The 13,337-nt window shown below is 47.3% G+C and carries 10 protein-coding genes; 5 read left to right on the top strand and 5 right to left on the bottom strand.

The window, feature by feature from the left end; translation table 11 throughout:
- Positions 1-83: 83 nt before the first annotated feature.
- Positions 84-1,496 (bottom strand): diaminopimelate decarboxylase, encoded by a 1,413-nt coding sequence (lysA, locus tag H6G50_RS08040; protein ID WP_190714998.1) that lies wholly within the window; start codon positions 1,494-1,496, stop codon positions 84-86.
- Positions 1,497-1,660: 164 nt separating this feature from the next.
- Here lysA and rimI point away from each other — a divergent pair, with 164 nt between their 5' ends.
- Positions 1,661-2,212 carry a ribosomal protein S18-alanine N-acetyltransferase gene (rimI, locus tag H6G50_RS08035; RefSeq protein ID WP_190714996.1) on the top strand — a complete coding sequence of 184 codons (552 nt, stop codon included), beginning with the start codon at positions 1,661-1,663 and terminating at the stop codon, positions 2,210-2,212.
- 16 nt (positions 2,213-2,228) lie between these two features.
- Here the strand turns inward: rimI and H6G50_RS08030 are convergent, their stop codons facing one another.
- Positions 2,229-3,143, bottom strand: a complete 915-nt coding sequence (locus H6G50_RS08030; RefSeq protein WP_190714994.1) for a DNA cytosine methyltransferase — start codon at positions 3,141-3,143, stop codon at positions 2,229-2,231.
- A gap of 36 nt (positions 3,144-3,179) precedes the next feature.
- Entirely contained in the window at positions 3,180-4,280 is a 1,101-nt protein-coding gene (locus H6G50_RS08025; RefSeq protein WP_347239905.1) for a HindVP family restriction endonuclease, read from the bottom strand.
- A 145-nt stretch (positions 4,281-4,425) separates the two neighbouring features.
- On the opposite strand from H6G50_RS08025, the gene H6G50_RS08020 reads away from it, so the two are divergent.
- From H6G50_RS08020 to H6G50_RS08010, 3 genes are all read left to right on the top strand, one after another.
- Positions 4,426-5,619 (top strand): glycosyltransferase family 2 protein, encoded by a 1,194-nt coding sequence (locus H6G50_RS08020; RefSeq protein ID WP_190714992.1) that lies wholly within the window; start codon positions 4,426-4,428, stop codon positions 5,617-5,619.
- 85 nt (positions 5,620-5,704) lie between these two features.
- On the top strand, positions 5,705-6,133 hold the full coding sequence (locus H6G50_RS08015; RefSeq protein ID WP_190714990.1) for a VOC family protein: 429 nt from the start codon (positions 5,705-5,707) through the stop codon (positions 6,131-6,133).
- 400 nt (positions 6,134-6,533) lie between these two features.
- Entirely contained in the window at positions 6,534-7,961 is a 1,428-nt protein-coding gene (locus tag H6G50_RS08010) for an NADP-dependent isocitrate dehydrogenase (protein WP_347239906.1), read from the top strand.
- A gap of 256 nt (positions 7,962-8,217) precedes the next feature.
- Here the strand turns inward: H6G50_RS08010 and H6G50_RS08005 are convergent, their stop codons facing one another.
- Positions 8,218-8,601 (bottom strand): hypothetical protein, encoded by a 384-nt coding sequence (locus H6G50_RS08005; protein WP_190714986.1) that lies wholly within the window; start codon positions 8,599-8,601, stop codon positions 8,218-8,220.
- Between the two features lie 292 nt (positions 8,602-8,893).
- Between H6G50_RS08005 and H6G50_RS08000 the strand changes: the two genes are divergently transcribed.
- A complete protein-coding gene (locus H6G50_RS08000; protein ID WP_190714984.1) occupies positions 8,894-11,092 on the top strand; it encodes a protein kinase in 2,199 nt (732 codons plus the stop codon).
- A 578-nt stretch (positions 11,093-11,670) separates the two neighbouring features.
- Here the strand turns inward: H6G50_RS08000 and H6G50_RS07995 are convergent.
- Positions 11,671-13,191, bottom strand: coding sequence for an FAD-dependent oxidoreductase (locus H6G50_RS07995; protein WP_190714983.1), 1,521 nt, complete (start codon positions 13,189-13,191; stop codon positions 11,671-11,673).
- Positions 13,192-13,337: the final 146 nt, after the last annotated feature.

Here is a 13,337-nt window from a genome sequence, read left to right as displayed (position 1 = left end):
CAATTAAAATTTTACGAAGGAAAAATTGCTTTCCCGGGTAAAGCGCGCGTTGGATAGCGCAACTCGGGTGCAACCGATTCCTCCTACTCTTTTGGAGGTAGGGCGAGATGTTCGGGCAAACGATCTTGGCGAACGAGATCTTCGTAAGTTTCTCGTTCCAAAATGAGAGAGGCTAAACCCTCGCGAACCACCACCGCAGCAGGACGCGAGAGGCGATTGTAATTGGAAGCCATACTGTAGTTATAGGCTCCCGTGGCTAAGATAGCAAGAATGTCGCCCGGTTGAGTTGGCGGCAGGTGGGCATCTTTGAGGACAATATCCCCAGACTCGCAGTGTTTGCCTGCAACGGTGACGGTTTCGCTAGGCGGGGCGGACATCCGGTTAGCGAGGACGGCGCGATAGACGGATTGATAGGTAATCGGGCGCGGATTGTCGGACATTCCGCCATCAACGGCAATGTAGGTGCGGATTCCGGGGACGACTTTGCTACTGCCGACGGTGTAGGCGGTGATGCAGGAGGAACCGACGAGGGAGCGTCCGGGTTCGGCGAGCAGTTTGGGGAGGGGGAGTCCTTTGGTTTGGCAAGCTTTGACGATGGCGTTGCAGGCGGCTTTGACCCATTCGTCAATGCTCGGGGGATCGTCGGATTCGGTGTAGCGAATGCCCAATCCACCGCCAATGTTGAGTTCTGCGATGGGCAGTCCGCACGCGATCGCTTTTTCCATCCAATCGACTAATACGCCCGCTAAATCTTGGTGAGGCTGGCGCTCGAAAATCTGCGATCCGATGTGTGCGTGCAAGCCAATACAGTTTAATTGCGGTTTTTGGGCGATAAAGGTAAAAATATCCTGAAGTTGGGTGGGATCGAAGCCAAATTTACTATCAATGTGGCCGGTGCGAATGTATTCGTGGGTGTGGCATTCGATTCCTGGAGTGAGGCGAATCATCATGCGGGCGGGGTGGGGGCGATGGGCGGCGACATCGCAGAGCATTTCTAGCTCGAAACGGTTATCGACGATAATGGTACAGCCGCGATCGAGGGCGAAGCTGAGTTCTTCGCGCGATTTGTTATTGCCGTGGAAATAAATGGTTTCGGGATTGCCGCCCGCTTTGAGGGTGGTGTAGAGTTCGCCGCCGGAGACGACATCGAATCCTAAGTTTTCGCTGGCGACTATGGCGCAGATGGCTAGGCAACTCCAAGCTTTGGAGGCGTAGATGACTTGGGAAGTGCCGGGGTAATAGGTGGCGAATGCGTCGCGATATTGAGCGCAGGTCGTTCTGAGGGTGAGTTCATCGACAATGTAGAGGGGAGAGCCAAACTGTTCGACGAGGGCGGTTACATCGCAACCGCCAATTTCGAGGCGATCGCGATCGTTAATTTTAGCGGTAAGGGGAAGAAGTTGTTGGTTGGGAGAGAGGGAGGTTTGAGGGGAGTTTTGAGGCGGCAGATAAGGGTAGCTGAGATTTTCTTGCACTCTCGGTTCGGTCGATAACATGATAGGGTTGTTTAGCTTTACGGGGACTAAGGGAGCCGACGCAGGCGCAACTCCCTTTTTAGCTTAACCTGCAACCCGCCCCGCGCCATCCCGAAATTTGATAGCATTTGTAGATTGAATTTTCTCTGGGGATCCCGCAGGGATCTGCATAGCAGCACGCGATTTTGCAAGAACTCATCCTTCAACCTTTCTCTACAGCACAACTTGAAGCGGCTGTCAACCTCGATCGCGCGTGTTTGGGCGGTTTGTGGACGCTGGATGGCTATCAGCGCGAGTTAGAAAGTCCGAACAGCGAACTGTTGTATTTATCCGTGCCGGTTGTGGGAGAAGGAACGTTTTTGGGGATGGGTTGTTTTTGGGCGATTTTGGAAGAAGCGCACATTACATTATTAGCAGTACGTCCGGAGTTTCAAGGGCAAGGTTTGGGACAAGCGTTACTATTGGGGTTATTGAAGAAAGCAGTCGAGCGGAAGTTAGAACGAGCGACGTTAGAAGTGCGCGATTCTAATCCACGGGCAATAACCCTGTACGAAAAGTTTGGCTTTCAACTCGCCGGACGGCGCAAGGGGTACTATCAAGATACTGGGGAAGATGCGTTAATTTTTTGGCTGGGCGGATTGCATCGCGAGGAGTTTCCGCAGCGTTTGGCACAGTGGGAGGAAAAAGTTGAGGAGAAGTTACATCAGCATTCTTGGAGATTGCGATCGCTCTGTTAATATTCTGAGTTCTTTTTCAAACTTTGCTCGATTGAAGCAATTCCACCTCTGCATATTCTAAAATGCAACGACCGACATATTCGGCAAGTTTAACCGGAACTGCATTACCAATCATTTGTTCTAAATCTGATTTGTTTCCCTGAAACTTGAAATTTTTTGGAAAAGTTTGGATATAACTTCGTTCTAACGTTGTTAAAGGTCTTAAATAAGGATTTGGAGCGCACGCATCTCCCGGATGCCTTCGATAGTTCTTTGGGATTGGTCGATTAACTCCTCGAATCGTCGGACTCGGTTCGTAAATACTAAAAATACCTCTCCTTTGATAACTTCTTGGATGTCGGTAGTAATACTCGATATTTAAGTCATTTTGTAAATAATCAAATACAGTCATTTGTTTTTTAGCTTGATTTTTAAGCAAATATTTTCCTAGATCGCTTTTAAGATTGCCCAACTCCCCAACTAAAAAATATCGTTTTCGAGCTTGAGGAACTCCACAATAACTGGAATTAAGCACCATAGAAGTCAAGCTATAATGGTTTTCTGTCATAATTTTCAAGGCTTGCTTTAAAACTTTACTCTTTGTGATTCTTTCGACATTTTCCATGACAAACCACTGAGGTTTAATCGCAGCCACGATATTAACAAAAGAAAGAGTTAGCTCTGCACGTCCTAAATTCTCATTTCTCGATCCGGCACTTGAAAAATCTTGACAAGGGGGGCCGCCAATAATAACCTCTGGCTCCAACTCAGATACAAAAGAAGTTACTTCAGTATCGGAAATATCTAGATTGAAAATGGGATGTTGGAAGTTATTACGATAAACCTCTATTGCAGGATTCCAGCGATCGATTGCTGCCACAATTTCAAAGCCTGCATTCTGAAACCCTAGGGATAACCCACCACAACCTGCAAATAAATCTACGGTTCTCATATTGAATAATTAAATCAATATACAGTAGTAATGATGTTAAGTAAATAAATCTGGTGAGTTATAGATTATAGCATCAAATCTTCGTTCTGGACTGAGTAGATTTTGACCGCCTCCTAAAACAATTTGCTGTATTTGATATTTGGTAATTCGGGGACATTCAAGTTGAGAACACTTCATGTATCGATTTGTGAAGCTTCCACTGACAGCAAATGCTTTATCGTTTTTAGTATTGTAAGAAAGGTTGTCAATAATTCTTTTTGCATTAAAGTTTCCTGCATTGCAAAAATCAGAGAGCATTTTAAAAAGCCAGATTAAAGTTCTTACAGGTCTGGTAATTAATCTAATACTTCCGGATAGCTGTATCTCAGTTTTAACCAAATCAACAAATAGGCGTGTGAATGCCAGATCGCTCCAGACAAATACATCTAAGCAATTCTCTGATAATTTTGGTGATTTCCCCTCTGTCTTCCAGACAGGTTGCAATAATAGAGGTTTTTGATAATCGAGTAAAGAAAAAGCTACTCTATCTATAATTTCAATTAAAGCTGGGACAATCTGTAAAACGTTATCAAATTCTATTCCATTGATTTCTGATAATAAACGAGGGTCTAATAAATCATTGTAGGGAATGTTGTGAGACAGAATACCATCGATTAGCATACAAGCAAGATAAACGATCGTATCGGGTCGAATAACTAGCTCGCATCCATACAAGCTTTCCGATAAATTACAAGTCGTACGATCTGGCAAAGCTGTTAATTTAACTTCTAGGGGACGCAAGCACGCTCCAGTATCTCTCGCTTGCAAGACTAAATCGACCCGTGGTAAGCTTCCTATTAAATATTGTTGATAAGGAGTAAACTGAGTCTCAAAGGCGTAGAATAGATTGTTTGAATTTGGAGCTAAGCCATACAATTCTGAGGTCAGAATACTACTATGTACGACTTTGTAACTACTATCTAATTTAAGATAAATGTTTTCCAGACCGCAGCTTTGTATAAAAGCACTTAAAGCCGCTGGAAAAGTGGAATTAAAACAGTTTTTACCCCACGCTTCTTTACGAGAAAAGTCTCGATTGGAGTAATTAATACAAAATAATCCTGGTTTTTGATTTGATAAAGGTTCTCCTATTAACACGGGTGATGTTGGTGACAGAATAGGGGCTAGAAAAGCTATTGTACTGTACTGAGTCTGCTTGCGGAGACGCGATCGCGCTCCCGATCGGTTAGCTGTGACGCGAAAGACTTGTTACACTAACACTGAAGCTTGGGAAGAGGAACGGATGAAACTCAGTCTATGCGCGATCGCGTTAAATGAAGAGGAATCCCTCGCAAAATGCCTAAACAGCGTCAAGGATGTTGTTGATGAGATGGTGGTGTTGGATACGGGTTCGAGCGATCGCACGGTGGAAGTTGCGCGATCGCTCGGCGCGATCGTTTATTCTTATCCTTGGAGCAACGATTTTGCAGCAGCGCGCAATGAGGCGCTGAAATATGTTACCGGCGATTGGGTATTGGTACTTGATGCCGATGAGATTCTCAATCCTCAAATTATCCCCCAAATTCGAGGCGCGATCGCGAAGGAAAATTACCTCGTTATCAATCTCCTGCGTCAAGAAGTTGGGGCCATGCAATCGCCGTATTCCCTCACTTCTCGCCTATTTCGCTTCCATCCAGAATTAATTTTCAGCCATCCTTATCACGCTACGATTGACGATAGCGCGATCGCGTTGCAGCAAAAAGAACCGCATTGGCAAATCGTCTCGTTGCCCGATATTGCCATTTTCCATTATGGCTATCAACCCGGCGCGATCGCGACAAAAGGTAAGTTTCAACGAGCGCGCGAAGTCATGGAAGCGTTTTTGGCGACTCATCCCGAAGATGCTTACACTTGCAATAAACTGGGGGCGTTATACCTTCAAGAAGGACGCATTCAAGAAGGCATTGCTTTACTAGAAACGGGGCTAAAAATTCCCAATCTTGACGCGCCGTTGCTGTTTGAATTTCATTACCATCTCGGCAACGGTTACGCGCGATCGAATTTGCCCAATGAAGCTGTCGGACACTACCAACAAGCGATCGCACAGCCCATTTTACCCTCGCTCAAACTCGGAGCTTATAATAATTTAGGGAGTTTGCTGCAAGCAGCAGGAGAGTTAAAATTAGCGGAAAACTCTTATAAAGAAGCGCTAAAGATCGATCCGAACTTAGCGATAATCCATTATAATTTGGGCATGACTTATAAAGAGCAGGGAAACTTTAAAGACGCGATCGCGAGTTACGAACAAACCCTGCGTCTGAATCCAGAATATGCCCCCGCCCTGCAAAATTTAGGCGTTGTCTGGCTGAAATGCGGGCAACTGTTCAAAAGTATCGAGTTCTTTCAACGCGCGATCGCCCTTTACGAACAACAAAATCCCCCAGAAGCGCAACGCCTCCGTCAAGGATTAAAGTCGATGGGATTTCCTAACCTTTAAAATTAGGTGCGATCGTGATATTGCTCGTCAACTGAATTTTTAGATTTTCACCAGTTTTTATCGTAATCCATCACTAATAACTACTATGAAAACTCCGATGTTTCATCTCGCGATTCCGGTTAGCGACCTGGAAAATGCCAAAATATTTTATGCCGAAGGATTGGGCTGCGAAGTCGGTCGAGAATCCAAAGGAGCCATAATCTTTAACTTCCAGGGACATCAACTTGTCGCTCATCTAACCGAACAACCTTTAACCCCGCAAAATGGTATTTATCCCCGTCATTTTGGACTCGTTTTTTGGGAAGAAAACGATTGGAAAAAGTTACTTGAAAGGGCAACAGAAAAACAACTCAAATTCTATCAAAAGCCCAAGCGACGCTTTCCCGGACAACTCACCGAGCATCGAACTTTCTTCTTAGAAGACCCCTTCTATAATCTCCTTGAATTTAAATTTTACTGCCATTACGAAGCTATTTTTGGCGGGCGCGAGTTAGCGGCAGTTGGCGATCGCTAATATCAATTTAAGATGACTTTGCCTAAAATTAACTTTCCTAAATTTTTATGATAACGGTGCGTTACGCTTCGCTAACACACCCTACTTTTCATTCTATGCAGCTTCACATCAATCTGGTATAAGAGGCTGTCAATTGTCAATTATTCAGTCCGCCCTATCGTATAGATTTTATAATTCTGGTAGACAATTGAACACTTTTGTGCGTCTTCGAGCCGCGACCCTTTAACGACCGAGTTGAGCGTTAGCCGTTTATCAAAAAACTTGGGTCAGTGTCAACAATTGTGCCTGAAGAGCGAGCAAAAATCCCCTCGAGCGGTGCTAAGTGGTAAACCTTCGTACAAAATATGCGACAGGATTTGATACCCTAACCAAGGATACTGTTACAACGCATAACTTCATGATCTACGATAAGCTCGTCCCGCCAACAGTAGGTTCCAAAATCACCTTTGAAGGCGGAAAACCCATTGTTCCCGACGATCCCATTGTTCCCTTTATTCGCGGGGATGGAACGGGAGTCGATATTTGGCCCGCTACGGAAAAAGTTATCGATGCGGCTGTTGAAACAGCCTACGGCGGACAACGTAAAATCAACTGGTTTAAAGTCTACGCGGGGGATGAAGCTTGCGAACAGTATGGAACGTATCAATATCTTCCCCAAGATACGCTCAATGCGATTCAAGATTATGGCATAGCGATTAAAGGGCCTTTAACCACTCCGGTTGGCGGCGGAATTCGATCGCTTAATGTTGCCCTTCGCCAAATCTTCGATCTTTACGCTTGCGTTCGTCCTTGTAAATATTACTCCGGTACGCCTTCCCCTCACAAATCCCCGGAAAAATTAGATGTTATTGTTTATCGAGAAAATACAGAAGATATTTACCTCGGAATTGAATGGCGAGAAGGCTCGGAAATCGGTATCAAACTGATCGAAATCCTCAACAAAGAATTAATCCCCGCTACGCCAGAACACGGTAAAAAGCAAATCCCTCTCGATGCAGGAATTGGCATCAAACCGATTAGTAAAAAGGGGTCGCAACGGTTAGTTCGTCGTGCCATTCAACACGCTTTAAGATTGCCAAAAGAAAAGCAACAGGTCACGCTGGTGCACAAAGGCAATATTATGAAATATACCGAAGGTGCGTTTCGGGACTGGGGTTACGAACTGGCAACGACGGAGTTTCGCGACGAATGCGTTACGGAACGAGAGTCGTGGATTCTCAGCAATAAAGAGAAAAATGCCGATTTAAGCATTGAAGATAATGCCCGTCAGGTAGAACCGGGATTCGACGCGCTCACAACCGACAAACAGGAGAAAATTTTAGAGGAAGTTAAAGCCGTTTTAGAATCAATTTGGGACAGTCACGGCGGCGGAAAATGGAAAGATAAAGTGATGGTTAACGATCGCATCGCCGATAGTATTTTCCAACAAATCCAAACGCGCCCGGATGAATATTCGATCTTGGCAACCATGAATTTAAACGGCGATTATCTTTCCGATGCGGCTGCCGCAGTTGTCGGCGGTTTGGGGATGGGGCCGGGGGCGAATATTGGCGATCGCTGCGCCATATTTGAGGCGACTCACGGGACTGCGCCCAAGCACGCCGGACTCGATCGCATTAATCCGGGATCGGTGATTCTTTCTGGGGTAATGATGTTAGAGTTCATGGGCTGGCAGGAAGCCGCGGATTTGATAAAAAGAGGGTTAGGGGCAGCGATTGCCAATCGCGAAGTTACCTACGATTTGGCGCGATTAATGGAACCGCCCGTCGAGCCGTCCTTGAAATGTTCGGAGTTCGCGCGGGCAATTATTAATCATTTCAACGATTAAGAATCGCTCGCTCGCTCGACTTTAAAGCCGGGTTTCTGAGTAGAAATCCGGTTTTTTAGCGGCGATAAGCTGGTTCGGCTAAAACACATCTATAGCGCTACTCACCGAAGAATGAACGCTCTCTAAAGCTGAAAGCATTGGCTGGTGGGCGCTGCCCACCCTACTTAATGTCCTAACCGATCTGCGTAGTGCTATAAATTGACAAAACAGGCTCTAAAAATCCTCCATACGGAACGAAATTTCGAGAACAAAGAGTTTATTGAGCGGGTAAATTTGCAAAGATATTCTCGATTAATTGCTTGGCTTTTTCGTCCAAACGCTGCCAGTTTACCTCGCCCATTTCATCGATCGCGGTTGTATCGATTTCCACTTCCACAGAAGTCATAGCCGCATGAGTCGGTTCGTAGTTTTTAAAACAGACTTGATAGCACAATTCCCAAATATCGATAACCTGCGATCGCGTACCGAGCTTCAGATGTAGAAGATAAGTGGGATAAGGCGTTTCGACTTCTTCATATGTTCCCTTCCAAGCCGAGCGATCGAGTTGCTTGCGAATATGGTCGATAATCCGGATAAAAGCGGGCTGCATGAGCAATTGAGCCTGTTCCCAAGCGCGAACATTTTTAAATTTGGGTTTCATAAGTATTGTTAAGGGCTTAAAATGGAATGCAAATCAGCGGCGAGCGAGCGAAAATTTTTCGTTGATTAATCCTCTGTTGTCCTACCCTACACTGACTTCATCCCCAATCTCTAGGTATAGGGCAGGTGTTACCTTTTTTTAGCTCGATTTAAAAAAAAGGGTTAAAAACCGGTAATGCTTGCCGAAAGCGATTTTGTCCGCTGCGAAAATCCATAGGATTTTTCCCGAAGAAGCATAGCTCGTCCTGTATGAGAATAATATTGATGGTGAAATCTATAACGCGCATCTTCTCATGTTAGGCAGACTCCTGGACGGACGTTACGAAATTACTCAACCTTTAGGGGCTGGCGGCTTTGGGCAAACCTACATCGCTCGCGACATCCGCCGCCCGGGCAATCCGACTTGCGTGGTGAAGCATCTTAAGCCGGTTAGTAACGATCCGCAGTTTTTGCCGACAGCAAGGCGCTTATTTACCTCCGAGGCGGAAATCCTCGAACAGTTAGGTTCCCACGATCGCATCCCGCGATTGCTGGCGTATTTTGAAGAAGATCGGGAATTTTACCTCGTCCAAGATTATGTCGAAGGACATCCACTCACTAGCGAGTTACTGCCGGATCGTCCTTGGCCGGAAAATAAAGTTATCGACTTGCTTAAAGGCGTACTGCCGATTCTCGAATTCGTCCACAGTCGCGGCGTAATTCACCGCGATATCAAACCCGATAATATTTTGCGCCGCAATTACGACGGAAATCTGGTGTTGGTGGATTTCGGGGCGGTGAAACAGGTGACGACGCAAATGCTGACGGGGGGCGCGAATGCCGTCAGTCCTAACTATACCGTCGCGATCGGCACTCCCGGCTATATGCCCAGCGAACAGGCGAAGGGACAACCCCGCCCGAGTAGCGATATCTATGCCCTCGGCGCGATCGCGCTGCAAGCGATTACCGGCATAAATCCGCAACAATTCGAGTACGATCCCCATACCGGCGAAATTCTCTGGCAGCATCGCGCTGCTGTCAGTCCGAGACTGGCAACGGTTCTAACGGGGATGACGCGCTATCATTTTCGCGATCGCTATCAGTCGGCGGCCGAAGTTTTACAAGCCCTCGAGCAACTCAGCGTTCCCGTCGCCCCCACCCAAGCTTCCGCCCGTTCTGCTACGCCCCCCGTTTCTCCGGCCCAGAACGAACCGCAAACCTTGCCGCCGCCAGATTACACGGTTCCCCTCTCCCAAAAACAAACCTATGCGGTTCCGGGAATTAAACCGCCCGCACCTCCACCACCCGCACCCGCACCTCAGCCCCAACCCCAACCGATTCAGCGCTTCAATCCGGCCGATCTGCAACCCGTTCCGCGCAAGAGTGATAGTTTGCCTTGGATGATGTTCGGGACGACAATGGCAGCCGTATTTTTCATTGTCTTTGGGATTTCTTGGGCGGTGAAAAAGATTCCCGATGCTTTTAGCGGTACGCGCGGTAGTAATAACACCGTTGATGCGGTTGAAAAAACCGATTTGAAAAGCTGTAAAGTCGTCCTCAGCGGTAACTTAAACGTGCGTTCCGGGCCGGGAACCGATCGCTCTGTCGTCGATACCGTCAGCAATGGCACAACCTTGCAACTCACCGGCAACCAACAAAACGGTTGGTTAGAAGTTAAGGCTCCCGCTCGGGGCTGGGTTTACAATGGTTCGGATTTCGTTCAATGTTCCCGCGACAACCAACCCTTCGTCCTAATTCCCCCAAAACCAAAGCCGACTCCCAAACCCTCGCCAACGCCCGCCACACAACCGGATAAAGGCGGAGATCTGTTGAATAAAGCGCGAGAACTGTATGAAAGCGGCGAAATCGACAAAGCGATCGAGCAGTTGCGATCGGTTCCTGAAGTCAGCAAGAGTTACGACGACGCGCAAAAAAATCTCGACACTTGGCGCAGTACCTGGTCGGAAGCTCAAAATAATTACGAACGAGCCAAACGGGCCTTCGACCAAGGGAAGTGGGATGATGTTATCGCTTACGGTAACAGCAAATTGCCCAATAACCGTTATTGGCGCGCTAAGTTGGAAGAGTTGACCAATCAAGCCAGACAAAGTAAAGCCCGCGAGGAGAAACAAAACCAAGCACCTGAAACGCCGAGCGAGCCTTCTCCCCCTCCATCACCGCAGCCTTCTCCTTCCCCCTCTGCCGCCCAGCCGCCAGTCCCTCGCAATCCGGAAATTCCCATCTCGCCCAACAATCCCGATAACGATATCTTTCCATCGGATAGCGAACCTCCTGCTTCAGATGGGCCTCAATCGAGAAGACCTGCTGCGACTGACGAAGCTCGGGTAAGACGACCCTTGGCGATCGGCGAAACCCTATTGAAAAAACCCGCTGCGATCGGCGAAAACCGGGTAAGACGTGCCACTGAGATTGGCGAAAACCAAGCCAGAAAATCTTCTGAACCGGGAAGGGGCTTCCTACTTTCTTGCAACCCGGATGAGGAAGGATGCTAGAGGTATAGCGCTAAACACCTCGGTTAGGACATCAGGTAGGGTGGGCAACGCCCACCAGGTAAGGCTTTCAGCTTTTAGGGTCGCTCATTTTTTGGCAAGTATCGATTTAACAGAACAAGTTGTAAATTTTGTCAAGTGTTCTGGCTGAACTGGCTCATTTTTTTAGAGAGGTGAGTCAGTTCGCTTGTTTGTAATCCCCAGTTTTTCGACTCGGCGTTCCAAAATCAAGCCGAGGACTCGGCAGACGAAAATCCTTTTTGAATGTCACTGATAGTCAATGATATAGCGCTACTTGAAAGGTGAAAGTACGTTCCTCAACGCACCAAGGTTCTGACTGGTGGGCGCTGCCCACCCTACCCGATGCTGATAGTCAATGATATAACGCTACTTGAAAGGTGAAAATACGTTCCTCAACGCACCAAGGTTCTGACTGGTGGGCGCTGCCCACCCTACCCGATGCTAAACTCCAGTGATAAAGCAATAGAGATATTGGTGAGGACAATCGAATCGGTAGAAAACCGGGCGAATGGCATTCGCCCCTACCCAAATTTGTCCTCACTACCTTGGTGATGGCAACCTTAGCTTTGTCCCTTCAAGGATTCCAGCGGTTTAACAGCCGGACCGTGCAAAATCTGTCCGTCGCAGTCAAAACGCGCGCCGTGACAGGGACAATCCCAACTTTTCTCAGCACTATTCCAATTGACGATACAGCCTAAGTGAGAACAAACCGCAGAAACGGCGTGCAACTCGCCAGTCTCGTCTCGGTAAGCCGCAACCTTATCCCCATCAACGGTGACGAGTTTGCCTTCACCCATTTCCACATCGGAGATGGAGGACATTAAACCTTTGAGGCGATCGCCGATCATGTGCGTCGCAACACCTGCATTCTCTTTAATCGAAGTTCCCGACAAGAAGGGAGTCGCGCGCAGAGAGTCGTACAGTTCTGCCCAAGGATTTTCTTTACCTAAAATCAAATCCGATAGTAACATCCCAGCCATCGTTCCCTTGCTCATTCCCCAGAGACTCATCCCCGTCGCCACGTAGATATGATGATTCAGGGGGGTGAGTTTGCCAACGTAGGGCAGGCGATCGAAGGAAACCATATCCTGAGTAGACCAGCGATACTCAAACGAGTCTACCCCGAAGCGATCGCGCGCGTAAGCTTCCAGGTTTAAATAACACTCCTCAGTGTCGGTTTTTTCCCCAACTTTATGCCCTTCGCCGCCGACGAGAAGCAATAAATCGCCCTCGTAAGGCGTTGTCCGAATGGAGTAGTAGTTTTTATCTTCCGCACCGATGAACATCCCTTGAGGGGCGCGATCGGCTGGAATGCGCGCGCCGACGATGTAGGAGCGTTTCGGGTAAGATTTAGCAAAAAATAGCCCTTCGTTGAGGATGGGTAGGTGCGTTGCTACGATAACATCAGTGGCTTGCACCGTTCCTTTGTTGCTTTTCACCGTGCAAGGTTCGCCTTCTTCAATCTCTTCAACCCGCGCGCCTTCTAGGATGTAGCTGCCGTCACCGGGGATATTTTTCGCGAGGTGCAATAGATACTTGCGAATGTGAAATTGAGCTTGATTATCAAATTTTACGGCTCCCGCGATCGGGAAAGGTAAGGAGGTTTCTTGTACCAAACAAGCGGGAAGTCCGAGTTTCAGCGCTGCGTTGACTTCCTTTTCGACATTGGACAGATCTTTTTCAGATTCGGCGAAGGTATAAGCACTCTGACGGCTGAAGTCGCAGTCGATGCCTTCTTCTTCGACCATCTTAGCAATCCACGCGATCGCGGCTTCGTTCGATTCTGCGTAAAGTCTAGCCTTCTCTTCCCCAATTTTATCGATCAGATCGGCGTAAATAAGTTGGTGTAGAGAGGTAATTTTAGCCGTGGTATGGCCGCTTGTTCCCATCCCTATGCTTTCCGCTTCGATAACTGCAACGCGCTTTCCTGCCCGTTTGAGGAGGGTTGCCGCAGTAATTCCGATTAAGCCTCCGCCAACAATGGCGACATCAACTGATAGGACATTGCCGGAAGGCAAATCGTCTATTTTTGCTGTTGAGTCAATCCAATAGGAAGCTGGTTTACCAGGGATATATGACATAAAAGAAAAGTGTGTCCGCTCAGATTATTAATATTAATTAACATTCAACCAGTTTTTCTGCGGAGAGATAGCCCTCTCCGGAGAGAGAGTTACAAACGCATTGTTATTTTTACTTATTTCTTTAGATGGATTTTGCACTATTCCGC

Origin of the sequence: Oscillatoria sp. FACHB-1406 (assembly GCF_014698145.1) — a bacterium.
Classification (GTDB): Bacteria; Cyanobacteriota; Cyanobacteriia; order Cyanobacteriales; family Spirulinaceae; genus FACHB-1406.
This window is presented reverse-complemented; position numbering and strand designations above follow the sequence as displayed.